The following is a 24,201-nucleotide window of genomic DNA, read 5'->3' as shown; positions in this document are numbered from 1 at the left end:
ATTAATGAACACCCTCGATGCGTTATATAAGCGAATTGAAAGTCAAAACCTTTGGGACAAAAAGGTCTCATTGAAGAGAAACGAATATTTAAAGGTTGCGGGAACGGTTGAAACAAATCTTTTTTATATTGTTTCCGGAGCTCTAAAAATTTCAATTATTGAAGGCTGCGAAGAACATATAATACGATTTGGGTATAAATACGATTTTTTATCCGCCTTAGATAGTTTTATTACCGAAAAGGCATCCGAGTTCTATATACAGGCTATCAAAAAGACCGAGTTAAAAGTTATCTCAAAACAGAAATATCTAAATTTTATCGATCAAAATAGCGAACTGAAAAATCTTTGGCATTCAATTTTGCAACAACTTATTTTACAACAGCTTGAAAGGGAAAAAGATATTTTGATCACTTCGCCCAAGGAAAGATATAACAGAGTGCTGAAAAGAAGTCCGCAGTTATTTCAAGAAATTCCCAACAAATACATTGCTTCCTATTTGAGGATGTCTCCCGAGACACTGTCCAGATTGAAAAAGTCTTGATTTCGGTCAATGTTTCGTACCTCTTAAATTTGGACATTTGCTGTCAAATAAATTTTATGAAAACACAGGAATTAATCGATGAAATGATCGACCTAACTAACCAAAACATGAATAAAGTTAGGACCTTTAAGGCGCTACCAATCGAAAACCTCATTCAAAAACAAAACGCTGAAAGTTGGAATGTACTGGAATGTATTGATCATTTGAACAGGTACGGAGACTTTTATATTCCAGAAATTGAAGCTAGAATCAAAAATTCGAGCTATGGCGAATCCGAAACTTTCAAAAGCGGACTTTTAGGAAACTACTTTGCCAAGAGTATGCTTCCGAAAGAGAAGTTGAACAAAATGAAAACTTTTAAATCTATGAATCCCTTAAATTGCTCTTTAACGGACCAAAAGGTTCTGGACAAATTCATTAATCAACAAGAGCAGATTCTGGAACTTCTCGAAAAATCCAAAAAAATAAACTTATCGAAAGTAAAAACATCGGTTTCTATATCAAAATGGATAAAATTGAGGTTAGGAGATACCTTTAGAGTAGTTTTATACCATAATTTAAGGCATATTCTACAAGCCGAAAGAGCATTACATATGGCACAAATTAATGATGAACCATCAATTAATGAGGATACAAAGTAACAATGCTGCTTTCAGACAAAAAAAGGAGTACATTAAATATATATGGAGGCCTTAAAGCACTACGTAACCAATTGACTAAACCCGAATGAACAAAATCATAATACTATCATTACTATTGACCATTGGTCTTGTTTCCTGTAAAAATTCCGAAAAGGAAAAAAACAAAGAAACGAGCAAACTTGAAATCGCACAACAATATTACAAGGCTCTTGATCAATCCGATGATTCCAAAATGCGAACTTTGCTAGGAGATAGTATTGTGATTCGGGAAAATGCTGACAATTATGAAGAGCGTTTTTCTCAAAAGGGATATACCGTATGGCTGGAATGGGATTCTGTATTCAATCCAACATACAACATCCTTCAAATTGAACAAGACGGTGAAATTGTCAAAGCAAAGATTTCAAAAATGGACAAAAGAATCTTGTTCCTTCATGAAGAACCAATGGTTTGGAATGAAATCGTACGATTTGACAATAATAAAATAGTCAAGGTTGAAAGAATTGAATACGAGGTTTTCGATGTTGAAAAATTTCTCAAAAACAGGGATGGACTTGTAAGCTGGGTCGATGAAAACCACCCCGAATTAAGTGGATTTCTATATCCTCAAACGAAATCCGTCGGAATGAAATACCTGCAGGCCATCGAACTATATAGAAACAGAAATTAAAAAGATACAACAACGGCCATATCTTTGGCCACTTTGCTTTCAGTTACCATTGCCGGTATGATTTTGGGGTAGGGAGGTCAAGGGTTACAGGTAAAAGATTAAAGTTTGAATATGAGAAACTTTAGGGAACTTGAAGTTTGGAAAGACGCCAGAAGACTAGTTAAAGAAATCTACCTTATCACAAAACAATTACCTCAAGAAGAAAAATACGGGTTGATATCACAGATAAACCGATGTGTTATATCAATACCTGCGAATATCGCAGAAGGTTCATCAAAATATTCGCAAAAAGATTTTGTTAGATTTTTACAGATTAGTCTTGGTTCGGCTTACGAATTAGAATCGCATTTAATTCTCTGCGCTGATTTGGAATTTATCAAATACGAAGAAATTTCTCCAGTTATAGATGAACTTCAAATTTTGCAAAAGCGCATCGCCTCGTTGATAAAATATAATAACTCAAAGCATTAGACCTTTGACCTTTTACCCATAACCCTTTACCTTTAGCCCCATAATGAAACAATACCACGATTTACTAAAACACGTACTCGAAAACGGCAACCAAAAAGGCGATCGCACCGGCACGGGCACAATGAGTGTTTTTGGCTATCAAATGCGATTCGACCTGAGCGAGGGCTTCCCTATGGTCACGACCAAAAAATTGCACCTAAAATCCATTGTTCATGAACTGTTATGGTTTCTAAAAGGCGATACCAATATCAAGTACCTGCAAGAAAACGGAGTCCGTATTTGGAACGAATGGGCCGATGAAAACGGCGACTTGGGACCCGTTTATGGCCATCAATGGCGCAATTGGAACAATGACGAAATCGACCAAATACAGGAAATCGTACATGCTTTGAAGAACAATCCGAACAGTAGGCGTATGTTGATCTCGGCATGGAACCCGAGCGTATTGCCCGATACCTCGAAATCATTTTCTGAAAATGTAGCGAACGGAAAAGCGGCCCTGCCGCCCTGTCATGCCTTTTTTCAGTTTTATGTGGCCGATGGCAGACTTTCATGCCAGCTCTATCAACGCAGCGCCGATATATTTTTAGGCGTTCCGTTCAACATCGCTTCGTATGCCCTGTTCACCATGATGATGGCACAGGTATGCGGGTACGAACCCGGAGAATTCATACATACCTTTGGTGATGCCCATATCTACAACAACCACATGGAGCAGGTCGAACTTCAATTGAGCAGAGAGCCCAGACCGCTACCGAAAATGATGATCAATACTGAAGTCACGGATATCTTCGATTTCAAATTCGAGGATTTTACCCTATTGGATTACGACCCGCACCCACATATTAAAGGGGCCGTAGCCGTATAACTCAAAATAAAAAACCCGAAAGTCAGACTTTCGGGTTTTTTATTGATTACACTTTTCGATTAAAGTTCCAGAACGGCGTTTTCAGAACCGGCGAAATCGTTCCACTGGTAACGGTCTGCTTGATCATCGTTTACGTAGTTGCCATCGATGATGTACTTGAATTCGAAAGTACCTTCTTTAGGAAGTTCCAAGGTACCCTTGAAGTTTCCATTTTTTTGTTTTGTCAAAGCGCTTGCCTTGTTGGCCTTCCAATTGTTGAAATCGCCTACAACGGCAACTTTTTTAGCTTCTTCAGCAGGTACGGTAAAAGTCACCTTACAAACTGGTTTACTTTTTAAATACTGTTTTTTAATAGCCATGATAAAAATATTTTTAATTAAATTGATTCTGTCATTTCAAAATTCGGGGCAAAACTACTACATTAAAATGCTCATTTACAATGATTAATGCCATTTTTATCATTTTCATAATATTTTGGCAACTATTGAAACAGTCCCTTAAAAAAAAGTACTTTAATTTCTAAGTAGGTAAATTCCACATCGTTGTTTTTAAGATTTCCAAGATCTCATCAATATCATTTTCAGTGTTATAGCAATGAAAGCTGAGGCGAATACCATCGCCACGTTGTGCGCACATTACTTTTTTGTTGGTCAAAAGCCTATAAAGCGAATCGTCTCCTTTGATATTGAAGATGGTACTATGTTCTTTTCTTTGCAATATATCGGCGTTCAAAAGTCCGAGGTCGGCAAAGCTGTTTTTTGCCTTTTCGAAAAGTTTTCTATTATGGGCCGTAATCTTGTCCATACCGATAGCGACAAGAAAATCCATACCGCGTTTCAAGCTTCCGAAATTCAGGGTATCTAAATGGCCCGGCTCGAAATGTTTGGCAAAACGAATCGAATCGCGCATATCTTTATTGATATTCGCGGCGTTAAAACCAATGGATTTGACCGAAAAAGAATCCTTTACATGGTCTTTGAACAACATGAACCCATTACCGTAACCTGCCAACAACCATTTATAACCGCTCGCACCGAGTATATCGATGGCCGAATTTTCAAAATCGAAACTTTCGGCACCACAGAATTGGGTTCCGTCGGCAATTATTATGATTTCCGGAAATTCGGACTTCACTTTCTTCAAGAATTCCAGATCAATCTTGATTCCTGTCAACCATTGAACAAGGCTTATGGCGAGAACCGAAAAATTTCCATCTTTTAGTTTCTCCCAGATATGTTCTTCCAACTGCGCATCGATTTTTGCATAGGCTATCGAAAAGTGCCTGTTCTCAAAGGGCCAGTTCACCGAAGGATAATCGTTTTCGAGCAATAAGACCTTGTTATTTCGGTCTAGTCCTTCCAAGAGAAGGTTTAGTCCCAGTGAGAAATTCTGGATCAATGCCACATTTTCGTTCTTGCAATTAAAAAATCGCGCGACCGTTTTTCGCACTTCGGGAATTTGGGTGCGCATTGCCTCGGTCTTCATTTGGCTACCTCCGTTCAAAAACTCAAGGTCATGCCGTCTGCGCCATTCTATCAAGGCTTTGTGCATCAGGCCCGATGAAGCCGTATTTGCATAAATACCGTTTTCAAGCAGCGGAAACTCCCTTCTAATGCCCTGCATAGCAAACTTTTATTAGGTTGATGTATCTTTATGACGAATATAGCCATTCACATGTTCTCTAAAAACAAAAATGAACCGGAAGTAGACTTGCAACAACACGATCTGTTGGAAACTGCCCATGCGCGCATCAAACAAAAAAAACGGTTGTATGTTCATTTCGTCATTTTTTTGATCGGCAGCGTCTTTTTGGTCTTGATCAACAAAATCTTGAAATACGGAGAAGCCTATGATTGGTTTATCTGGGCGATTACCTTTTGGGCTTTTTTGTTCGTAATTCACGTTTTCAACGTATTCGTGACCCAAAAATTCATGGGAAAGGATTGGGAAAGGTCACAAAGAGAGAAACTGGTCCTTAAACAAAAAAAGCGCATTGCCGAAATCCAAAAAGAAATCGAAACGGAATTCCCACTATCCCGGATCAATAAAAAAAAAGAGCTGTGAGTACTATTTGCATGATAGCCGCCGCCGCCGAAGACAATGCTATTGGCAAGGGCAACGATCTACTTTGGCATCTACCCGATGATTTCAAACGCTTTAAAAAAATAACTTCGGGGCATAAAATTATCATGGGGCGCAAGACCTTTGAAAGTTTCCCTAAGCCTTTGCCCGACCGAATACACATCATAATTACCCGGGATAAAGAATACAGGGTTTCCCACCCCGATTGCCAAGTGGTGCATTCGTTGCAAGAGGCCTTGAAAAAAGTCGAGGACGAAAAAACCTCATTTATCATTGGTGGAGGTGAAATTTATAAACAGGCGGCCCCATTCTCCAATAAAATAGAACTAACACGGGTGCATACTACTTTTAAGGATGCCGATACTTTTTTCCCTGAAATCGACTGGACCAATTGGCAATTGGTAGACAAAGAATACCACCCGAAAGACGAAAAGCACCGATATGATTTTACATATCTGACCTATGTAAGGTAACGTTGTTCTCAAATTGAACTAAATAAACCGATTAATTGAATACCACAGTGATATCGCCCGAGGAAAAACAAGCACTAGAAAGGGACGGCTATCTGGCCCTGGGCCAATTGCTATCTGCCGAAGAGGTACAGGCCGTGAACCACCGTATCGCAGATTTGATTTCGAACGAAGGTGACAATGCCGGATCCGAACTTTTCGATTCGAAGTACATGCGGCATCCTAAGGAAACGGGGGCGGATCGCTTGGCCGATTTGGTGAATAAAGGTGAGATTTTCGACATATTTTATACGCATCCTCGTGTTTTGGCCGGAATAAATGCGGTTTTAGGTGGCGATTTCAAATTGTCTTCATTGAATTATCGCGCCGCAAGACCAGGTCAAGGACTTCAAAAATTACATGTCGACTATAAAAATGCCGTCGCAAACAGTGGATATAAAGTCTGCAATACCATTTGGCTATTAGACGATTTTACCGAAAATAACGGTGCCACACGTATTGTACCCGGAACGCATAAGTCAACTGTTCTTCCTGCCGAGGCAATGGACGATCCGGAAAAACCACATCCTGATGAAATTTTGATCCAAGCGCCGGCCGGTTCGGTCTTTATTTTCAATTCACATGTGTGGCATGGCGGAACCACGAATAAAACTGACAAGTTCAGGAGAAGTATACACAGTTATTTCTGTACGACGGACCAACCCCAACAATTGGATCAAAAAAAGTACATCACCGATATGACCAAAGCCCGCTTGACCAGAAGGGCCCTAGAAATCTTGGATGTCCTATAATTTCGTTTCAATAAGTTTACATGAGGTCGATTTGATACTTGGCATTTTTATGATCAAAGGTTTATAAAAAAAGTGGATGTCGCCTCGAGGGCAGTCGACAGGTAGATAAAATCCAAGATCTTAAATGAGGTCTCGACTGCGCTCGACCTGACATGTCTACATAAACGGCAAAGAATCAATACCAGTATTTAGAAGTTATATAGAACTCACGCTACGTTAGTTTTTCCTTTTTAGAAGGAAAAAACCAATACTGGCCTAATTTAGAAATCCAAATAACGGACTTCAGTGTCGGATACCGTTTCAAGGAAGGATTTCAAGATGGAAGCATCCGTATTGGTGTAAAACCTTTTACTGCCTACAATTTTTGTAGTATTCAACAATCCCATTTTGTCTAAAACCGATTTGGTCTGTCGCGCCACCGCCTCGCCCGAATCTATTATTTTGACATTCTCTGGGAGCAGCTTTCGCAGCACCGGAACCAAATAAGGATAGTGCGTACAACCCAAGACCAAATAATCGATACCGGCATCCAGCATTGGTCTTAAATAGGTTTTCAGTAATTGCTTCGTCTCCCTTGTATTTGCCTTACCCTGTTCGATGAGCGGTACAAGTCCCGTACCGACTTGCTCGATAACCTTGATACCCTGGGCATGGTTTTCAGAGGTACTATGAAAAAGACTACTCGATAATGTGCCCTTTGTCGCCAAAACGCCAACCGTTTTAGATCGTGACCAAAGTGCAGCAGGCTTGATGGCCGGTTCGATACCGATGAAGGGAACATCATAGTTCTTTCTAAGATAATCAATGGCATTGGTGGTAGCGGTATTACAGGCCACGACCACAATTTTACAACCCTTGCTCAATAGTAGCTCGGTATTCTTGACGCTCAACGCAACAATGGCTTCGGAGGTCTTTTCACCGTAAGGGGCATTCTTACTGTCGGCCAAATAAATCGTGTTCTCATTGGGCAGTAAGGCGTTTATTTCCTTCCAGATTGAAGTCCCCCCAACGCCCGAATCAAAAATACCAATGCAATGGTCGTTCATTTTCGACACAATTATTCGAGGACTTTGGCAATGGGCTTCCCGGTCGTGCCATTTGGAAAGGCAATGCCCAACAAGGATGCAATCGTCGGGGCGATGTCGGGTATTTCGGTACGTTCGACCGTGCTACCCTTTTTTATTCCCTTACCATAAAAAAGTAAAGGCGAATGGGTATCGTAAATCTGCGGCGAACCATGGGTAGACCCTGTTTTTGAATAAGAAATGAACCCAGGCTGCAAGACCAATAGAATATCGCCCGAACGTTTTTGGTTATACCCGTTCTGAAGTATATAGGGTATTCCATCGGTATATTCGTTCTGCCACATCTGGTGTGCGGTGTAGACCCTTTCAATGTGTTCATAAGTCAACAGTTCCTTGGCCAAGATTTCTTGAACCTCGGCAACCTCCATATCTAAATTTTGGATGATCTTATGATCGAGAAACAGTTGATAATTGGAATTGTTTTTGACAATATCCGTAGTACCGAATCTGTAATTCAAGAATTCGGCAAACCTTGCGTTCATGCCTTCCGTCTCAAAATAACCTGCGGGTATCTTTTGATCGCTCAAATAGGCCGGTACATTTATGGCAGCATGATCAGCGGTCAAAAACACCGTGTATTCATCATCGCCCACTTTTTTGTCCAATGCCTTGAACAACCGGGCCAGGTCCTCATCCAACCTCAGATATACATCTTGCACCTCTTTGGCATTGACACCATACTTATGCCCCACATAATCGGTGCTTGAAAAGCTAATTGCCAAAAAGTCGGTTGTCGTATCGGCACCAAGGTTCTCGCCCTCCAATGCCGCAAGTGCGAAGTCAGTGGTCAAACTATTACCGTAGGGCGTCGCTTTCAGCAAATCATATTTACCGTTCGCTTCCCACAATTTTGGGAGGTCATGCGGAAAAATCGGCATGGTTTCGCCTGTGAAAAGCCCTTCATAGGCATTGTTGTCCGACCCGCTTTCGAGATATGTATTGATATCTTTTAAAGTCGTCCATGGTTTCTTGTACTGCTCGATTTTGTTCGAACTGTTGAAATCTTGAACCCATTTGGGTAATTGGGCCATGTAAAAAGAACTTGTTATCCACTTGCCCTCATCCATACCATGAAACCAATAGGCCCCATTGGCGGTATGTCCGCCAGGCAGTACCGCCCCCCTATCCTTCATTGCAATGGCAATGGTCTTGCCGCGCATTTGCGTATGAAGTCTAAGCTGGTCGGTTATCGTGGTTACGTTCATTCGATGCGGCGACATTTTACCGGCATCTGAAGTAGTGCCGACCGAGGTATAGGCATCATCGGAGGCGCAATAGACCCATTGGCCCGAATCTTTATCGTACCAATCATTGCCAATTATACCATGGGTCGCGGGCGTCGTTCCGGTATATACCGAGGTATGGCCGGGGCCAGTACTTGTCGGCGCATAATTGAAATGATTATTCTTGCAGTTAAATCCATCATTGACCAATCTTTTAAAGCCATCATCGCCATAGTGGTTCCAAAAACGGGTAATGTAATCGTAGCGCATCTGATCCACAACAATACCGACGACCAATTTCGGAGTTGTTCTTAAAAACTGTTCTTCTTTGTCATTGGAATTCTTCTGGGCGAATGAAAAATTGATCAACAGGAGTATCAAAATACCCGTTGAAAAAAGAGATAATGTTCTGTTACGCATGTCTTATTTCTTGATAGCACAAAAATATGTAATTAAAGCCTTTAAAGATTAAAGGAAGGTTAAAAGACATTCATTATTCCTATTTTTACTGTCGGAATTCTATATTTAAGCAATGAACTACCTAGCGTCGATCGGCTCTTACGCACTTATGGTTATTGAGGTTTTTAAAAAGCCTACCAAATGGCGTATAATGAAAGCCTTGATCCTCAAAGAAATAGACGAACTCATCTATGGGTCTCTAGGTATTCTTGTTTTCATCTCCTTTTTTATAGGAGGCGTGGTTGCCATACAAACGGCCCTGAACATTACCAGTGAACTCATACCTAAATATCTCGTGGGCTTCGCCACGCGGCAATCGATTATTTTGGAATTCGCACCCACCTTTTGCTCAATAATCATGGCCGGAAAAGTCGGTTCATATATAACTTCAAGTATCGGCACCATGCGGGTCACTGAACAAATCGATGCGCTTGAGGTTATGGGTGTCAATGCCCTGAATTATTTGGTTTTCCCGAAGATAATCGCCATGATGTTGTACCCGTTTATTATCGCCATTTCAATGTACGTGGGTATATTCGGGGGTTGGATAGCCGGTGTTTTCGGAGGTTTTAGTACCAGCGCCGATTTTGTAGAGGGCGTACAGCTCGATTTTATTCCTTTTCATGTGACTTACGCTTTTATCAAGACCTTGGTCTTTGCCTTTATCTTGGCGACCATACCTTCTTTTCATGGATTCTATATGAAAGGCGGCGCACTCGAGGTAGGTAAGGCCAGTACCACTTCTTTTGTGTGGACCAGCGTTGTGATCATTATTCTTAACTACATTTTGACCCAATTGATGCTAGGCTGATGATAGAAGTAAAAAACATACACAAGTCTTTTGGCGATGCCCATGTACTAAAAGGGATTTCAAGCGTTTTCGACAAGGGAAAAACCAACCTGATCATCGGCCAGAGCGGTTCGGGAAAAACCGTTTTTCTAAAATGCCTTTTGGGCCTTTTTACTCCCGAAGAAGGCACTATATCGTATGACGGAAAGATATATGATGAGCTTTCAAGTAAGGAACAGCGCGACCTACGTCAAGAGATGGGCATGGTATTTCAGGGCAGTGCGTTGTTCGATAGCCTCACGGTAGAGGGCAACGTCATGTTCCCTATGGAAATGTTCACCAAACAATCGAGGTCGGAGATGCAAGATCGGGTCGATTTCGTTTTGAAACGGGTGAACCTCATCGATGCCCATCATAAGTATCCGTCCGAGATTTCAGGAGGTATGCAAAAGCGGGTCGCCATCGCCCGTGCGATCGTCATGAACCCGAAATACCTCTTTTGCGATGAACCGAATTCGGGTCTCGATCCGAAAACTGCCATTCTCATCGACAACCTGATAAAGGAGATTACCGAAGAATATGACATAACCACCGTCATCAATACCCATGATATGAATTCGGTAATGGAAATCGGTGAAAAAATCGTTTTTCTAAAGAACGGATTAAAAGAGTGGGAAGGCACCAAACACGAAATCTTTAAGACCGATAATGAAGCGGTCACCAACTTCGTGTATTCCTCCGAGCTTTTCAAGAAGGTACGTCAGATGTATATCGAAGAGCGCAACTAGTTATTTGACACCCTAAGCAGAACGGTACTGTCGTTCAAGCGAACTTTTAGCCATTCGTGTATTTTTTTATTATTCTCGGCCACCTGGGCCCTAGAAACATTTTGGTTCCATTTGAGTTCAAAAATCATAACGGTATCGATTCTCTTAAAGTCGGTACGAATGGCATGGTCATACTCGATCGATGCCAAATCTTCATAGTTGGTCTTGGCTTCGGCACTTATATTGTAAAACGGAATTTGTTTGCCAGCATATTTTTTCATTCTATTGAGCTCGACCTCCAATAATTTGATTTTGTCGTCCTTGCCCATTAAAATATTTTTTTGCGACTCGTAAAGCTCGTTCACATATTTAAACTGATCTATTTCCTCACCATTGCCACCTTGAATGATTCTTAGGTCACAATTTTTTAATTTCGAGAATTCCTCCATTTGGGTCTTCCAAGTTTCGATGACATTGTCAGGCACTTTTTCATTGCCCATAAAAACGAGTTCAATTATCGGGGTTTCACCATGATTGTACTCGATATCGGTAAAATCTTCAAGAAAACGACCTTCTCCGGAAAACTGATAAGGGGCCACTTTTTCATTGATAAATTCGTCGGCATCTTTCATAAAGAGCGACTCTTGCAACGTATCATAAAAAGTGAAACCTGCCGGCACCATTACCAAAATAGCGATGGCCGAGGCGATCCGCGCCACCAATCGCCTTCTTTTCGAATTCACGTATCGCACCATCGGAAAACGCAACAGCTTGATAATCAAAAAGGTCGCGAGCGCGATAAATATGGTATTAATGGTAAAGAGGTACATGGCGCCCATGGCATAATCAAAATTTCCAATGGCCAATCCAAAACCGACCGTACACAAAGGCGGCATTAAAGCCGTAGCAATGGCCACACCAAAAATGACCGAGGCAATAGTACCTTTTTTGGCACGGGCGATTACAAGGGCCAGACCACCAAAAAATGCTATCAGTACATCTCGAATATCAGGTGCCGTTCGGGCCAATAGCTCTGAAGATTCGTCCCTTAGCGGAAAAAACTCAAAGAACAAATACGCCGTCAATACGCTTAACACGACCATGACGGCAAAATTCTTCAACGAACGTCTTAGCGTGTCTATATCATTGATGGCGACAGACATACCAATGCCCAATATGGGGCCCATCAAAGGAGATATCAACATAGCGCCGATGACCACCGCGGTAGAATTGGCGTTCAAGCCGACCGAAGCTATAAAAATCGAACATATCAAAATCCAAGAGGTATGCCCCTTAAACGGAATATCGGCGATTATCGCTTCTTTGGTCGCCTCTTGGTCGGTGTTCGGGCGTATATCCAAAAGTTCCTTTAAGAACTTTTTCATACTGCCCAACAAACCCTGAAAGTCCTTTTTTACTTCCTCCCCGCTTTCAATCTGATTTTCTTGCAGGGTATTGTTATTTTTGTTTAAATCTTGATCCATATATTATGCATATTCATCTCCAAAAGTATCCTTGACTTTGTTCAAAACTTGTTTGATGTGCTGTTCTTTTGATTTGGGATAGATAAGTAGGACATCTTTCTTATCGACAATGATATAATCGTTCAGGCTATCCACCACAACGATCTTCCCTTTGGGGGAACGGATCATATTGCCTTGCGCGTCTTCCGCTATGACCCGGCCGTTTACCACGGCGTTGTTACTTTCATCTTTATCGAGTTTGTCGTAAAGTGAGCCCCAGGTACCCAAGTCGTTCCAATCGAAGGTCGCCGGAAGCACAAAAATGGACTCCGCAGGTTCCAATATGGCATAATCGATCGAAATATTCTCGGCCTTTGGGTAATTTTCATAAATAAAACCCCGCTCTTCATTGGTATTATAGCAAGAAAGACCTGATTCGAACAACCGATATTGTTCCGATTGATATTTTTTAAAGGCATTGACGATCGTGTTTACGCTCCACATGAAAATTCCGGCATTCCATAGGAAATTTCCTTGGTCCAAAAATTCCTTGGCCGTTTCGTAATCGGGTTTTTCCCTGAACTGGTGCACTTTTTTCAATTCAGTATCACCTCCCTTTTCAAATTCAATGTAACCAAACCCCGTGTTCGGAAAAGTCGGTTGAATGCCCAAGGTGCATAGCACTTCTTCTTTTATACATTTCTCGAAACAAATCGTGACGTCTCGGGCAAAGGCATCCTCGTCTTCGATCCAATGGTCGCTAGGTGCCACGATCATTACCCCATCAGGGTTCATTTTCTTAATTTTCAAGGCCGCATATAAGATACACGGGGCCGTATTGCGCATGGCCGGCTCGAGCACTACCTGTTCTTGCTTGACCATCGGCAATTGCTGTAATACCAGTTCATTGTACCGCTCATTGGTCAAGATGAGAATATTTTCCGTAGGTACAAACTTATTGAGTCGTTTGAATGTTTTTTGGATCAACGTTTCCCCAGTACCCAACATGTCATGGAATTGCTTCGGATACTCCGAAGTGCTTATCGGCCAAAATCGTGATCCTACTCCCCCTGCCATTAAAACGGCGTAATAATTTTTGTTCATGCTTTGTTCAGTTAACTAATTCCACTTCGGCATTTGGTTGCCCTTCGACTGCGCTCAGGATGACAACAGGGAACGACCAAATCTTCCACATCTTTCTAACTTTCGATTATCTCGACCTCCGCATTTGGTTGAAAAAGATAGGTCCTCCCCGTAGCGACCTCAACACATTCATAACGCTTTACCCGTTTGTTGCCCTTTTTGAAGATCTTTCCGTTGTATAACCTAAAAAAACCACCGTGCGGTATCTCAAAAACGAAAGACATATCAAGATGTTGTACATCGTATTCTTTCAAAGCTAGCGATAATCTGGCATCGGTATCGCTACTCGCCTTCGGGTTCTTGAAATGCCGCGCCAAAAGGGGCAACAATCGCGTCGGAAATATCTCGGGTCTGATAAAAGGCAACATTAAATATTGAAAAGTCCGTTTCCATTCAAGACCATGGGGTTTAATGAACCGACCATACTTTTCAAATGCGACCAAATGGGCGATTTCATGGATCAAGGTAATCAAGAATCGATATTTGTTCAAAGTGGCATTGACCGTTATTTGATGGCTGCCATTGGCCAGTTTGCGATAATCTCCATGCCGCGTTACCCTTTTATCTACAATTTTCAGGTGCACCCCCGACTTTTTTATCAACTGCAAAGAGGGTTCTACCGCCCTTTCGGGCACGTATTTTTGAAGAATGTGATCCATCATGGCAAAAATAGGAATTAAACGATTCGTAACTTTACGTAATATGTCCTTTCGAAAAGATAATAAATGATACAGCTGTCAAGAACTGATTCAGAGAACATAGATTTCCAGAATTTGGTTGCCCGTCTCGATGCCGATTTGGCGCAACGAGATGGTAACGATCATGCCTTCTATGATCAGTTCAACAAGATCACTGATATAAAATATGCGCTGGTGGCCTACGAAAATGATAAACCTGTTGGGTGCGGGGCCATCAAAGAAATCGAACCCGGTTCAATGGAAGTCAAACGTATGTACGTTTTGCCCCATCAACGGGGCAAAGGCATTGCCACCAAAATATTATTGGGTCTTGAGCTATGGGCCAAAGAACTATACTACAAAAAGTGCGTATTGGAAACCGGCAAACGCCAACCCGAGGCCATTGCTCTTTACATGAAAAATGGGTATGTAGTGATCCCCAATTATGGACAGTACTCAGGGGTTGAAAACAGTGTTTGTTTTGAGAAGATGTTACTTTAGTCCGTAAAACCAGATCATATCTGATTGACAAAATCATGGTTAAGTGTTGTTCAAGCTACGTCCATTTAGTACATTCGGACTCATAATTTTCCCTGCATATGAAATTTCTAAAATTTGTTTTATCGCTCTTGCTGGCACTTGGCATTTATTATGGTTTGAATACGAAGTTTGGGAGCATTCCTCCTTTGGGAAAATTTTTAGATCCCGCCCATGGTATATGGCAAAATGACAAAAGTGAGTCGGGTGAAACTGACGGACTTGAGTTGGTAGGATTGGAAAAACCCGTAACAGTACATTACGACAAACATTTGATTCCGCACGTTTTTGCCGAAAACGACCATGACCTTTACTTTGCCCAAGGTTACATCACGGCCAGACACAGATTATGGCAGATGGAGTTCCAGACCCATGCCGCGGCCGGACGAATTTCTGAACTTATCGGTGAGGTAGCGATCAATTTTGACAGAGGTCAACGTCGCAAAGGCATGGTCTTCGGTGCCGAGAATGCCCTAAAAAAAATGCAGGAAGACCCTGAAACCCGACAGTTTATAGAAGCTTACAGAGACGGTGCCAACCAATATATTGCACAATTGGATCCCTCTGACTACCCGGTAGAGTATAAGTTGCTCGATTATAGTCCAGAACCTTGGACCACCAAAAAAACCGCTTTGTTGCTAATGTACATGACCGATATGTTGGCCGGTGGTGATTCGGATCTTGAATACACGAACTTTTTGAAAAAATATGGCAAAGAGCGTTTTGACCTGCTCTATCCCGATTTCTTTGATACCATAGACCCCGTAATTCCCAAAGAACGTGATTGGAGCGATTGGGAGGTTTTGGCCCATGATATCCCAAAGGGCGAACTTCCTTTGGATTCTATTTCCGAGACTATGGAAAAGCCCGATCCGGATAATGGAAGCAACAATTGGGCAGTGGCCCCTGAAAAATCGTATTCGGGCAACACTATTCTGGCCAATGATCCGCATCTCGGTCTTAAGTTGCCCTCGATATGGTATGCCATGCAATTGGCGACACCTGAAAAGAATACCTTCGGGGTCAGTCTTCCCGGAGCTCTGGGCATTATCATCGGTTTCAACAATGATATTTCCTGGGGGGTTACCAACGCTACCCGCGATGTCAAAGATTGGTACAAGATCGAATTCGAGAATGAAGACCGAAACGCATATCGATATGATGGGCAGTTAAAGAAAACTACCAAACGTATTGAGGAAATCAAGGTCAGAGATGGAAAAACGGTCTTTGATACCGTCGTCTATACACATCACGGTCCTGTGAGCTATGATTCCGATTTTAAGGGCAATAGTCAAAAAATAGGCTATGCCATGCAATGGACGGGCCATATCGGGGGCAATAACCAACGTACGTTTCTAGAGCTTAACAAAGCCAAGGATTACGATGGATACATGGGTGCGTTGAAACACCATGTCGCCCCGGCCCAAAATTTTGTTTTTGCCTCTGCTACTGGTGATATCGCCCTTTGGATCCAAGGCATGTTTCCCAATAAATGGGAAGGACAGGGCAAATTCTTGATGGATGGAAGCAACCCCGACCATGATTGGAACGGTTTTATTCCCCAGGAACACAATGCGCACATCAAAAATCCCGAAAGGGGATTCGTGAGTTCGGCAAATCAACATCCGGTCGACGAATCGTACCCTTATTATGTTTTCAATGACGGGTACGAGACCTATAGAAATCGCGTAATCAACGATTTTTTCAAATCAAAGGAAAAATTCGATATTCAAGATTTCAAAGACCTTCATAACAATAATTATAACCTCAAGGCGGCCGAACTGTTACCGCATATGATCGAAAACATGGATGTTTCTGCCTTGAGCACTGAGGAGTCAGAAATGTTAGAGGATCTGAAAAATTGGGATTTCAACAATGACATTGAAAAAATCGGCCCTTCGATATGGGAAGCCTGGTGGAATAAATTAGTGCCCCTTACATGGGATGAATTGAAAGTCGAAGACTTGGCCTTGGCCAATCCGTTTCAATATCAAACCGTACATCTTTTAAAAAACAATCCTGATGATACCTTTATGGATCTTTTGGACACTCCTGAAAAGGAAACCGCGAAAGACCTTTTCTTGCTTTCTTTTAAGCAAGCCGTGCAAGATCTTCAGGCATGGAAAATTAAAAACGGTGATATTGATTGGGGAGATTACAAAGCCACGTTCGTCGGGCATTTGCTACAGGCCCTACCTGCATTTTCAAGGTTTGATCTACCCATCGGGGGCAACAGTGGAATCGTGAATGCTACCAAAAAAGATCATGGCCCCTCTTGGCGAATGATCGTTGAAATGAGCTCTCCGCCAAAGGCCTTTGGTGTATATCCGGGCGGACAGTCAGGAAATCCCGGAAGTAAATACTACGACGATTTTATCGATATCTGGGCCGCCGGAAACTATCTTGAACTCGATTTCATGCAAAGCAAAGACCAAGCGCAAAATGTGCTGTTTACCCAAGAACTAAATCCCAAGCCATGAGAAAAAAATTACTCAATTTCATAATTACGTTGGTCCTCGCAGCGGTCTTTTCTGAATTACTACCCTGGTGGGGGGTTATGCTGGCGGCCTTTTTGAGCGGCCTTTTCATTCCACTTAAAAGAATGGCGGTTTTCATGGTCCCATTCTTGGCTATAGCCCTTTTTTGGATCTCCTATGCCTATTCCATCAGCAGTGCCAATGATTTTATAATGGCAAAGAAAATTGCCGTTTTATTCCCTTTGGAAGGAAATGTAAATCTATTGCTATTAATTACAGGAATCGTAGGTGGTCTAGCGGCGGGAATTGCCGGGGTTTTTGGAAATCAATGTGCCGTACTGGTAAAAAAATAGCACTTCAATGAAAAAATCAAGGTGTACTGTTACTGACTTGAAGTAATTTGCCATTGTACAGTTTTTGGCCGTTCAGGGCAAAATCTTTGATATACTTGGCCATTTCCAAAGCCGTTGTCGGTGCTTTATAGCCCGGAAAGGCTTCGGCCAACATTTCGGTCTGTACCGCGCCCAAGGCCAGAACGTTGAACGACGGACCGGTTTCCTTGAATTCTTCGGCCCAAAGTTCTGTCAAGGTTATTACGGCGCCCTTGCTAGAACTATAAGCGGAAAGGCCGGGAAATTTAACACTGCCCTGCACGCCTCCCATTGAACTTATCGTTATGACATGGCCATTTTTTCCCATCTTGGGAAGCACCTTTTTAGTAAGTCGAGCCACTCCGAATACATTGACCCTATATACCATTTCAAACTCGGTCGCCGTAGTTTCCAAAAAAGGCTTGTTCAACAATCTTCCGGCATTGTTTATCAAAATATCGACGTGGGCCCAATCGCCTTGGAGCATATCATCCAACTTTTTCAAATCATCGTCTATCGATAAATCGAACGGTAAACAGTTGATATTTGAATGGTTCAAATCGGCGACCGGCCTTTCATTTCGCGACAATGCCAATACCTTATGGCCATCATCCGCAAAAAGTTTGACCAATTCGAAACCGATGCCACGGCTCGAGCCCGTTATGATAACGTTTGCCATTACTTGTATTTGATCATTTTCGTCATGGAGTTCGAGATACTTTGGATCAATGGAATCGACTTTTTGACCACCTCGGCCATATGATCGAAATCCATTAATCCGACCTCATCGCCGACTTGGTGGTAATGGTCGAAATTTGTAAAATCGAAAGTACAAAAGGTTTGCGAGGGTACATTGAAAACCTCGTGAAACGGGTAATTGTCAGATCTCTTGAAGAGGTTGTATTCCTTGGCCTGCGGTAAAAACCCGATTAGATTGGAACCCACATACATATTGCCCACTCCCGCGAGATTCGATTCTTCATAGCCCGTAACATACATGAAATAATTCTTGTCGACCAAGGGCACCCCGACCATTTCGAAATTGAGCATGGTATAAAGGTCTATCTCTTGCTCCTTCAATTTTTGCGCAAGATGCTTAGATCCCAAAAGGCCTTTTTCCTCGGCACTGAAAAGGGCGAAAATAATACTTCTTCGGTTCGATCTAGAGTTTGCGAAATGTCGGGCAAGTTCAAGTACGGTAGTAGTACCCGAAGCATTATCATTGGCCCCATTGGCAATATTGTCGCCATCTTTTGGCTCTAATATTCCTATGTGATCGTAATGTGCACCTATGATAATAAACTCATTTTTTAGTTTATTATCGCTACCCTCCAAATAACCCACGACATTGAATGCCGTTTTGTCAAAATTGGAAAGCGTGTCTCGATAGTTATTGAAATAGGGTGCAATATTATTGGCTTCGAAAATAGCTGCGATATAATTGGCGGCCTTTTCAATACCTTCACTACCGGAATCGCGACCTTGCAGCTCATCGGATGTCAAATAGTTCATTATTTCCTCGATACGCTCCCGGGAAGTATCTCCTGAAGGAAGTTTGATTTGAGCCGTCTCACCGGTCATGGTTTTGGGTTGAGATGCCTCTGTTCGAATTTCATGAATCTCTTTAGCCCTTTCATCTACATCGGCTGATTTCTCAAAAGATTTCATTATTTTCTTAGAGCTGGTCGTCTCTCTATCATGGAGGGTCACATTTTGCTCCACTTTGGAGGAACCGCAATCCATGAGCAGAAAAAATAACATAATCGGGAGGAATGCCTTCATTTCGATTTTTTTTCAAAGGTAAAAAAGCATCCTATATAAAAAGGATGCTTTCAAGACATTAATTCTATTTTCGTTCTTCACAAGGAAGATACCGGGGATGGCTAAATTTTATATTAGGCCAGCATAGTAACCGGATTTTCCAAATAAGCCCGCAGCGTGAGCAGGAACTGTGACCCTGTAGCCCCATCGACCGTTCTATGATCACAGGCCAAAGTTACCTTCATTGTCTTACCGACTACGATTTCCCCATTTCGAACCACCGGTTTTTCAACAATGGCCCCCACGGACAAAATCGCCGAATTGGGCTGGTTAATGATCGAGGTGAACTCCACAATACCGAACATTCCCAAATTGGATACTGTAAAGGTGCTTCCTTCCATCTCCGCTGGGGTCAATTTTTTAGTCCGGGCCCTACCCGCCAAATCTTTGACCGAAGCCCCAATCTGGGTAAGGTTCATTTGATCGGTAAACTTCAATACGGGCACTACAAGGCCATCATCGACGGCAACGGCGACCCCGATATGCACATGATGGTTATAACGGGTGGTATCACCGTTCCAAGTGGTGTTTACTTGAGGATGTTTTTTCAACGCCATTGCACAGGCCTTGACCACCATATCGTTGAAAGATACCTTGGTATCGGGCAAGTCGTTTATCTTAACCCTTGATGCCCAAGCATTATCCATATCAACTTCGATGGTAAGATAATAATGTGGCGCCGTGAATTTTGATTCGCTCAATCTTTTCGCGATTGTCTTGCGCATCTGTGAATTCTTGACTTCTTCACTTCCTTCCTGACCAACGGGTTGATTTATTGGTGCTGTAATGGCATTGTCAACCTGACCTTTTTCGATTGTCGGTTGTTCGGTTTGGGTCGCAGGTTTAAAGTTTTCGACATCTTTCTTGATAATACGCCCATTATCGCCCGAACCATTTATATCAGATAAGCTTATACCTTTTTCCTTAGCTATTTTTTTTGCCAAAGGTGAAGCGAAAATCCGTTGTCCGTTGTTCGCCATTTTGGTATCGGCAACGGTCGTGTGGGCACCTGTTTCTCGCTTTTCCTCAACTGCATCACTACCGGTCGGTGCTGCTTGTACGCTTTCTTTTTTAGGTGATGACCCTGATTTCAATACTGTATCCACATTGGTGCCTTCTGGCCCAATTATAGCCAATACGGCATCTACGGGAGACGACTCCCCTTCCTCGATACCGATATATAACAATGTACCCGAATAGAAAGATTCAAATTCCATGGTTGCCTTATCGGTCTCTATCTCGGCAAGAATATCGCCTTCTTCTACCTTATCGCCCACTTTTTTCAACCAACTGGCCACTGTACCCTCTTCCATGGTATCACTGAGCCTCGGCATTTTTACGATCTCAACACCCTCGGGCATTTCACTGGAACCACTATCGCCATCATCATCACTCTCTTCAGCATCGGGAGCCGAACCTTCTGCCTCGGAGGCCTGCTTTTCTTCGATTACCTTCGCGCCACCATTCAGTAATGAGGATATATCTTCTCCATCTTCACCGATAATCGCCAAAAGGGAATCGACCGGAGCCCCATCGCCCTCTTCGATACCAATATGCAAGAGTGTACCTTCATGAAAGGACTCGAACTCCATGGTGGCCTTGTCAGTTTCGATCTCGGCCAAAATATCTCCCTCTTCCACTTTATCGCCTACTTTTTTCAACCATTTGGCCACGGTACCTTCTTCCATGGTATCGCTTAAACGGGGCATGTTGATTACCTCTGCCATACTTATAATTTATGTTCTACAAATGGGAAATCTTCTTGTTCGTAAACCATATCATATAATTGGTTTACCGGTGGATACTCAGATTCTTCAGCAAATTTTTCGCATTCCGAAACCAAATTCTTGACCCTTTTATCAATGGCCTTGATTTCCTCGTCGGTTGCATATTCATTCTCTTTGATCACATCCAAGACCTGCGTTATCGGGTCAATTTTCTTGTATTCCTCGACCTCTTCCTTGGTGCGGTAATGTTGTGCATCTGACATGGAGTGGCCCCTGTAACGATAGGTCTTCATCTCTAAAAAGGTAGGTCCACCACCATTTCTGGCGCGTTCAATGGCCTTGCTCATTTCTTCTGCAACAGCAACGGGGTTCATTCCATCGACCGGTCCACAAGGCATTTCATAACCGAGGCCCAATTTCCATATTTCAGTGGAATACGAGGTACGTGCCACCGAAGTCCCCATCGCATAACCGTTATTCTCACAGACGAAAACTACCGGCAGCTGCCATAACATAGCCAAATTGAAGGTCTCGTGCAGCGACCCTTGACGAACGGCACCATCGCCCATGTAGCAAAGCGTAACATTGTCGCGGCCATGGTATTTATCGCCAAAGGCCATGCCGGCGCCCAACGGTATCTGGCCACCTACGATACCATGGCCTCCGTGAAATCGATGTTCCTTTGAAAAGATATGCATAGAACCTCCCATTCCCTTTGAGGTTCCTGTGACCTTGCCATATAGTTCGGCCATAACCTTTCTGGGATCAACACCCATGCCTATGGGTTGTACATGATTGCGATAAGCCGTGATCATTCTGTCTTTGGTAAGGTCCATGGCATGCAAGGAACCGGCTAGAACGGCTTCCTGGCCATTATATAAATGAAGAAACCCCCTTACCTTCTGTTGAATATATACTGCGGCAAGCTTGTCTTCGAACTTGCGCCAAAACAACATATCCTCATACCATTTTAGATAGGTTTCCTTAGTGATTTTTTCCATTCATTCGGTGTTTTTAGCAGGTTTCCGGTTCGGTTAAAAAGAATGTTTCTATAGACTTCATTGAAAATAACCGGAACAACAAAAATACACATATAAATGAATCGGTAAAAAAAAACGGAACAAAAGGTAATCTCTATAAAAGCGGTCGTTTTATAAAGCGGACTATGTAAAAACACGCACAATAAATCCGTTGGACAACTTACTTTAAATAAGAGCTATCGAACGCCAACGGAAGTATATCGGCAACAGAGCCACATTTCAAAACGCTGCCTTTTTCGCCCATCATCAATATAGCAATGGGGCTGCCCTGCCTTACTTCATATTCCGAAATCGATTGTCTACAGTTGCCGCAAGGGGCCGCCGGATCATCAACAACATAATCTTTTGAAGCGGCACTAATGGCTATTGATTTTATGGCTACCCTGGGAAATCTTGCTCCTGCGTGAAATACGGCAACCCGTTCGGCACACAGACCCGAGGGGTAAGAGGCATTTTCTTGGTTGTTGCCGATGACCACCTCACCATTTTCCAAAAGAACGGCCGCTCCTACACGAAATTTACTATATGGCGCATAGGCATTCTCCCTAGCTTCAATCGCGGAAGTCATCAATGTCTTATCGATAGAAGAAAGTTCATCAAAGGAGTCGAACACCAGAAGTTCAAAGGTTATTGTTCTTTTATCCATTACAAGTTTATATGGCCACTAAAAATAAGAAAACCTGCACAACGGCAGGCTTTTCCTATTTTCTTTTTTCTACAACGTTTAATCGTTATAAAATTCTTCCCCTAAACTGAACGTCAGCGAGAAACGCAGCGTATTTTCCAAAGGATTCTTTACCTGTGAGGTCGAGAACAAATACGATAGATCAATCTGGGCCGCCTTGAATTTAAACCCGGCGCCCAAGGTGAAGAACTTTCTTGAACCTTTTTCCTCACTTTCATTAAAATACCCGGTTCGTACCATAAAGGCATCTTGATACACATATTCAGCGCCCAACGCCCAGGTAAATTCTTTAAGTTCTTCACCGAACCCATCAGGTGCGTCGCCAAAGGATTTGAAAAGTCCGTTAAAGAATCCTATTTGCTGGTATTCATCATTGTCTGCGCTGTCGATATTGCCATCACCATTAAAATCTTTGGGTGTTGGCACCAAAAGTTTATTGAATTCAGTAGTAAGGCCTATAACATTGTCTTGGTCCAAAATGAAGTCGAAGCCAACTCCCAATTTCATATTTGTCGGCAAGAAGTTCTCCTGACCGCCTTCATCGTATTGGATCTTACCCCCAAGGTTCGACAGATTGAACCCGGCCCTCCAACGACCATCAAAACTATTGTATGCGATTTCCCGAGAACGGTAAAAACCAGCCACATCAACGGCAAAAGAACCTGCTGCCCTCGAGTCAACATCACCATTTTGAGGCAACTTCAAGTTTGAGCGAATATAACGACCACCAACGGCCATAGAAAATGTAGGGCTCAATTTTAAGGAATACGAACCGTCAAGGGCCAACTCGTTTGGCTTGGCCAATGTACCCGGGTCATTGGCAAATTGTCTTAATTCGATCTCACCAAGTGTGAAATAACGTAACCCAATGGCAAATGCACTCTGCTCGTCAATCTTGTTGTAAAAACTTGCATTTAAAAGCGATATATCGGTAATGATACTTTCTAAATAAGGGGTGTAGCTCAGTCCGATTCCTATTTTGCGCTCGGCGAACGCAAATTTTGCCGGATTCCACTGCTGTGCAAAGGCATCGGAAGAGGTCGCGACCCCCATATCGCCCATTCCAGCCGATCTGGCATCGGCCGCGATGGTCAAAAACGGTACGGCAGTGGTTATTACCCTTTCGTCTTGCGCTACAGATTTTAGGCCGATGGCCAAAACAATAAATACTGCAAATTTCTTCATTGGATAGAATCTAAAGATTTAACTGGTCAAATATTCAAAAATAAGGTGACTTGCCAAAATGATTTTGGTCATATTACAAGATAAACGGGCAATTCAAAAATATCTTGTATTACCAAGGTATTATTTTTAATTCACCGGTTTAGGCACAATATTGATCAAAAAAATAAAAGGCATGAATTTTCAATAAAACAAAGGCCCATAACCATAACGGTTCTTT

26 protein-coding genes are annotated in these 24,201 nt (G+C 42.5%); 13 read left to right on the top strand and 13 right to left on the bottom strand.

Annotated features, from left to right (window positions below):
• Positions 1-4 precede the first annotated feature (4 nt).
• The 5 genes from ACEZ3G_RS13920 (at position 5) to ACEZ3G_RS13900 (ending at position 3,191) form a co-directional block, all read left to right on the top strand.
• Positions 5-541, top strand: coding sequence for a Crp/Fnr family transcriptional regulator (locus ACEZ3G_RS13920; protein WP_432426121.1), 537 nt, complete (start codon positions 5-7; stop codon positions 539-541).
• A gap of 56 nt (positions 542-597) precedes the next feature.
• A complete protein-coding gene (locus tag ACEZ3G_RS13915; protein WP_432426120.1) occupies positions 598-1,182 on the top strand; it encodes a DinB family protein in 585 nt (194 codons plus the stop codon).
• An 85-nt stretch (positions 1,183-1,267) separates the two neighbouring features.
• On the top strand, positions 1,268-1,852 hold the full coding sequence (locus ACEZ3G_RS13910) for a hypothetical protein (protein WP_432426119.1): 585 nt from the start codon (positions 1,268-1,270) through the stop codon (positions 1,850-1,852).
• A 111-nt stretch (positions 1,853-1,963) separates the two neighbouring features.
• The gene (locus ACEZ3G_RS13905; protein WP_432426118.1) at positions 1,964-2,323 is read left to right on the top strand and encodes a four helix bundle protein; all 360 of its coding nucleotides are present in this window, start codon (positions 1,964-1,966) and stop codon (positions 2,321-2,323) included.
• A gap of 43 nt (positions 2,324-2,366) precedes the next feature.
• Entirely contained in the window at positions 2,367-3,191 is an 825-nt protein-coding gene (locus tag ACEZ3G_RS13900; protein WP_432426117.1) for a thymidylate synthase, read from the top strand.
• A gap of 59 nt (positions 3,192-3,250) precedes the next feature.
• Here ACEZ3G_RS13900 and ACEZ3G_RS13895 read toward each other — a convergent pair whose 3' ends face one another.
• Entirely contained in the window at positions 3,251-3,550 is a 300-nt protein-coding gene (locus ACEZ3G_RS13895) for an isoamylase early set domain-containing protein (RefSeq protein ID WP_432426116.1), read from the bottom strand.
• A gap of 160 nt (positions 3,551-3,710) precedes the next feature.
• Positions 3,711-4,814 carry an aminotransferase class V-fold PLP-dependent enzyme gene (locus ACEZ3G_RS13890; RefSeq protein WP_432426115.1) on the bottom strand — a complete coding sequence of 368 codons (1,104 nt, stop codon included), beginning with the start codon at positions 4,812-4,814 and terminating at the stop codon, positions 3,711-3,713.
• 51 nt (positions 4,815-4,865) lie between these two features.
• On the opposite strand from ACEZ3G_RS13890, the gene ACEZ3G_RS13885 reads away from it, so the two are divergent.
• Genes ACEZ3G_RS13885 through ACEZ3G_RS13875 form a run of 3 tightly spaced genes read left to right on the top strand, consistent with a single transcriptional unit; the run spans position 4,866 to position 6,534 of the window.
• On the top strand, positions 4,866-5,255 hold the full coding sequence (locus tag ACEZ3G_RS13885; RefSeq protein ID WP_432426362.1) for a 2TM domain-containing protein: 390 nt from the start codon (positions 4,866-4,868) through the stop codon (positions 5,253-5,255).
• 11 nt (positions 5,256-5,266) lie between these two features.
• Positions 5,267-5,746, top strand: a complete 480-nt coding sequence (locus tag ACEZ3G_RS13880) for a dihydrofolate reductase (RefSeq protein ID WP_432426361.1) — start codon at positions 5,267-5,269, stop codon at positions 5,744-5,746.
• Positions 5,747-5,781: 35 nt separating this feature from the next.
• Positions 5,782-6,534 carry a phytanoyl-CoA dioxygenase family protein gene (locus ACEZ3G_RS13875; protein ID WP_432426114.1) on the top strand — a complete coding sequence of 251 codons (753 nt, stop codon included), beginning with the start codon at positions 5,782-5,784 and terminating at the stop codon, positions 6,532-6,534.
• Between the two features lie 260 nt (positions 6,535-6,794).
• Here the strand turns inward: ACEZ3G_RS13875 and murI are convergent, their stop codons facing one another.
• The gene (gene murI / locus ACEZ3G_RS13870) at positions 6,795-7,580 is read right to left on the bottom strand and encodes a glutamate racemase (protein WP_432426113.1); all 786 of its coding nucleotides are present in this window, start codon (positions 7,578-7,580) and stop codon (positions 6,795-6,797) included.
• An 11-nt stretch (positions 7,581-7,591) separates the two neighbouring features.
• Positions 7,592-9,262 (bottom strand): alkaline phosphatase PafA, encoded by a 1,671-nt coding sequence (gene pafA / locus ACEZ3G_RS13865; RefSeq protein ID WP_432426112.1) that lies wholly within the window; start codon positions 9,260-9,262, stop codon positions 7,592-7,594.
• A 112-nt stretch (positions 9,263-9,374) separates the two neighbouring features.
• Here pafA and ACEZ3G_RS13860 point away from each other — a divergent pair, with 112 nt between their 5' ends.
• Both ACEZ3G_RS13860 and ACEZ3G_RS13855 read left to right on the top strand, forming a co-directional pair.
• Positions 9,375-10,112, top strand: coding sequence for an MlaE family ABC transporter permease (locus tag ACEZ3G_RS13860; RefSeq protein ID WP_432426111.1), 738 nt, complete (start codon positions 9,375-9,377; stop codon positions 10,110-10,112).
• A complete protein-coding gene (locus ACEZ3G_RS13855) occupies positions 10,112-10,879 on the top strand; it encodes an ABC transporter ATP-binding protein (protein WP_432426110.1) in 768 nt (255 codons plus the stop codon). Before ACEZ3G_RS13860 ends, ACEZ3G_RS13855 begins: the two co-directional genes overlap by 1 nt.
• Here the strand turns inward: ACEZ3G_RS13855 and ACEZ3G_RS13850 are convergent.
• The 3 genes from ACEZ3G_RS13850 to ACEZ3G_RS13840 form a co-directional block, all read right to left on the bottom strand.
• Positions 10,876-12,342, bottom strand: coding sequence for a DUF389 domain-containing protein (locus ACEZ3G_RS13850; protein WP_432426109.1), 1,467 nt, complete (start codon positions 12,340-12,342; stop codon positions 10,876-10,878). The two genes, ACEZ3G_RS13855 and ACEZ3G_RS13850, sit on opposite strands and share 4 nt — an antisense overlap.
• Before the next feature lie 3 nt (positions 12,343-12,345).
• The gene (locus ACEZ3G_RS13845) at positions 12,346-13,425 is read right to left on the bottom strand and encodes a mannose-1-phosphate guanylyltransferase (RefSeq protein ID WP_432426108.1); all 1,080 of its coding nucleotides are present in this window, start codon (positions 13,423-13,425) and stop codon (positions 12,346-12,348) included.
• A 95-nt stretch (positions 13,426-13,520) separates the two neighbouring features.
• A complete protein-coding gene (locus tag ACEZ3G_RS13840; RefSeq protein ID WP_432426360.1) occupies positions 13,521-14,123 on the bottom strand; it encodes a SprT-like domain-containing protein in 603 nt (200 codons plus the stop codon).
• 66 nt (positions 14,124-14,189) lie between these two features.
• On the opposite strand from ACEZ3G_RS13840, the gene ACEZ3G_RS13835 reads away from it, so the two are divergent.
• The 3 genes from ACEZ3G_RS13835 (at position 14,190) to ACEZ3G_RS13825 (ending at position 17,508) form a co-directional block, all read left to right on the top strand.
• Positions 14,190-14,642 carry a GNAT family N-acetyltransferase gene (locus tag ACEZ3G_RS13835; protein ID WP_432426107.1) on the top strand — a complete coding sequence of 151 codons (453 nt, stop codon included), beginning with the start codon at positions 14,190-14,192 and terminating at the stop codon, positions 14,640-14,642.
• 98 nt (positions 14,643-14,740) lie between these two features.
• Complete coding sequence (locus tag ACEZ3G_RS13830) at positions 14,741-17,158, top strand: penicillin acylase family protein (RefSeq protein ID WP_432426106.1); 2,418 nt, start codon at positions 14,741-14,743, stop codon at positions 17,156-17,158.
• Positions 17,155-17,508: a hypothetical protein gene (locus ACEZ3G_RS13825; protein WP_432426105.1), complete on the top strand. Its 354-nt coding sequence runs from the start codon at positions 17,155-17,157 to the stop codon at positions 17,506-17,508. The genes ACEZ3G_RS13830 and ACEZ3G_RS13825 overlap by 4 nt, the downstream gene beginning before the upstream one ends.
• 16 nt (positions 17,509-17,524) lie before the next feature.
• Here the strand turns inward: ACEZ3G_RS13825 and ACEZ3G_RS13820 are convergent, their stop codons facing one another.
• From ACEZ3G_RS13820 to porV, 6 genes are all read right to left on the bottom strand, one after another.
• On the bottom strand, positions 17,525-18,205 hold the full coding sequence (locus ACEZ3G_RS13820) for an SDR family NAD(P)-dependent oxidoreductase (RefSeq protein ID WP_432426104.1): 681 nt from the start codon (positions 18,203-18,205) through the stop codon (positions 17,525-17,527).
• A complete protein-coding gene (locus ACEZ3G_RS13815; RefSeq protein WP_432426103.1) occupies positions 18,205-19,308 on the bottom strand; it encodes a M28 family metallopeptidase in 1,104 nt (367 codons plus the stop codon). The genes ACEZ3G_RS13820 and ACEZ3G_RS13815 overlap by 1 nt, the downstream gene beginning before the upstream one ends.
• Positions 19,309-19,421: 113 nt before the next feature.
• Positions 19,422-21,074 carry a pyruvate dehydrogenase complex dihydrolipoamide acetyltransferase gene (locus ACEZ3G_RS13810; RefSeq protein WP_432426102.1) on the bottom strand — a complete coding sequence of 551 codons (1,653 nt, stop codon included), beginning with the start codon at positions 21,072-21,074 and terminating at the stop codon, positions 19,422-19,424.
• 2 nt (positions 21,075-21,076) lie between these two features.
• Entirely contained in the window at positions 21,077-22,075 is a 999-nt protein-coding gene (gene pdhA / locus ACEZ3G_RS13805) for a pyruvate dehydrogenase (acetyl-transferring) E1 component subunit alpha (RefSeq protein ID WP_432426101.1), read from the bottom strand.
• Between the two features lie 199 nt (positions 22,076-22,274).
• The gene (cdd, locus tag ACEZ3G_RS13800) at positions 22,275-22,760 is read right to left on the bottom strand and encodes a cytidine deaminase (protein ID WP_432426100.1); all 486 of its coding nucleotides are present in this window, start codon (positions 22,758-22,760) and stop codon (positions 22,275-22,277) included.
• 78 nt (positions 22,761-22,838) lie between these two features.
• Entirely contained in the window at positions 22,839-23,984 is a 1,146-nt protein-coding gene (gene porV, locus ACEZ3G_RS13795) for a type IX secretion system outer membrane channel protein PorV (protein ID WP_432426099.1), read from the bottom strand.
• Between the last annotated feature and the right edge of the window lie 217 nt (positions 23,985-24,201).

It is taken from the genome of Meishania litoralis (assembly GCF_042611095.1).
GTDB lineage: Bacteria > Bacteroidota > Bacteroidia > Flavobacteriales > Flavobacteriaceae > Meishania > Meishania litoralis.
Note: the sequence above shows the minus strand (reverse complement) of the source record. Positions and strands in the feature narration are given on the sequence as shown.

Coding starts and splice junctions, on each gene's coding strand:
- ACEZ3G_RS13920 (WP_432426121.1), top strand. CDS start 5: ATGAACACCCTCGATGCGTTATATAAGCGAATTGAAAGTCAAAACCTT.
- ACEZ3G_RS13915 (WP_432426120.1), top strand. CDS start 598: ATGAAAACACAGGAATTAATCGATGAAATGATCGACCTAACTAACCAA.
- ACEZ3G_RS13910 (WP_432426119.1), top strand. CDS start 1,268: ATGAACAAAATCATAATACTATCATTACTATTGACCATTGGTCTTGTT.
- ACEZ3G_RS13905 (WP_432426118.1), top strand. CDS start 1,964: ATGAGAAACTTTAGGGAACTTGAAGTTTGGAAAGACGCCAGAAGACTA.
- ACEZ3G_RS13900 (WP_432426117.1), top strand. CDS start 2,367: ATGAAACAATACCACGATTTACTAAAACACGTACTCGAAAACGGCAAC.
- ACEZ3G_RS13895 (WP_432426116.1), bottom strand. CDS start 3,550: ATGGCTATTAAAAAACAGTATTTAAAAAGTAAACCAGTTTGTAAGGTG.
- ACEZ3G_RS13890 (WP_432426115.1), bottom strand. CDS start 4,814: ATGCAGGGCATTAGAAGGGAGTTTCCGCTGCTTGAAAACGGTATTTAT.
- ACEZ3G_RS13885 (WP_432426362.1), top strand. CDS start 4,866: ATGTTCTCTAAAAACAAAAATGAACCGGAAGTAGACTTGCAACAACAC.
- ACEZ3G_RS13880 (WP_432426361.1), top strand. CDS start 5,267: ATGATAGCCGCCGCCGCCGAAGACAATGCTATTGGCAAGGGCAACGAT.
- murI (WP_432426113.1), bottom strand. CDS start 7,580: ATGAACGACCATTGCATTGGTATTTTTGATTCGGGCGTTGGGGGGACT.
- pafA (WP_432426112.1), bottom strand. CDS start 9,262: ATGCGTAACAGAACATTATCTCTTTTTTCAACGGGTATTTTGATACTC.
- ACEZ3G_RS13860 (WP_432426111.1), top strand. CDS start 9,375: ATGAACTACCTAGCGTCGATCGGCTCTTACGCACTTATGGTTATTGAG.
- ACEZ3G_RS13855 (WP_432426110.1), top strand. CDS start 10,112: ATGATAGAAGTAAAAAACATACACAAGTCTTTTGGCGATGCCCATGTA.
- ACEZ3G_RS13850 (WP_432426109.1), bottom strand. CDS start 12,342: ATGGATCAAGATTTAAACAAAAATAACAATACCCTGCAAGAAAATCAG.
- ACEZ3G_RS13845 (WP_432426108.1), bottom strand. CDS start 13,425: ATGAACAAAAATTATTACGCCGTTTTAATGGCAGGGGGAGTAGGATCA.
- ACEZ3G_RS13840 (WP_432426360.1), bottom strand. CDS start 14,123: ATGGATCACATTCTTCAAAAATACGTGCCCGAAAGGGCGGTAGAACCC.
- ACEZ3G_RS13835 (WP_432426107.1), top strand. CDS start 14,190: ATGATACAGCTGTCAAGAACTGATTCAGAGAACATAGATTTCCAGAAT.
- ACEZ3G_RS13830 (WP_432426106.1), top strand. CDS start 14,741: ATGAAATTTCTAAAATTTGTTTTATCGCTCTTGCTGGCACTTGGCATT.
- ACEZ3G_RS13825 (WP_432426105.1), top strand. CDS start 17,155: ATGAGAAAAAAATTACTCAATTTCATAATTACGTTGGTCCTCGCAGCG.
- ACEZ3G_RS13820 (WP_432426104.1), bottom strand. CDS start 18,205: ATGGCAAACGTTATCATAACGGGCTCGAGCCGTGGCATCGGTTTCGAA.
- ACEZ3G_RS13815 (WP_432426103.1), bottom strand. CDS start 19,308: ATGAAGGCATTCCTCCCGATTATGTTATTTTTTCTGCTCATGGATTGC.
- ACEZ3G_RS13810 (WP_432426102.1), bottom strand. CDS start 21,074: ATGGCAGAGGTAATCAACATGCCCCGTTTAAGCGATACCATGGAAGAA.
- pdhA (WP_432426101.1), bottom strand. CDS start 22,075: ATGGAAAAAATCACTAAGGAAACCTATCTAAAATGGTATGAGGATATG.
- cdd (WP_432426100.1), bottom strand. CDS start 22,760: ATGGATAAAAGAACAATAACCTTTGAACTTCTGGTGTTCGACTCCTTT.
- porV (WP_432426099.1), bottom strand. CDS start 23,984: ATGAAGAAATTTGCAGTATTTATTGTTTTGGCCATCGGCCTAAAATCT.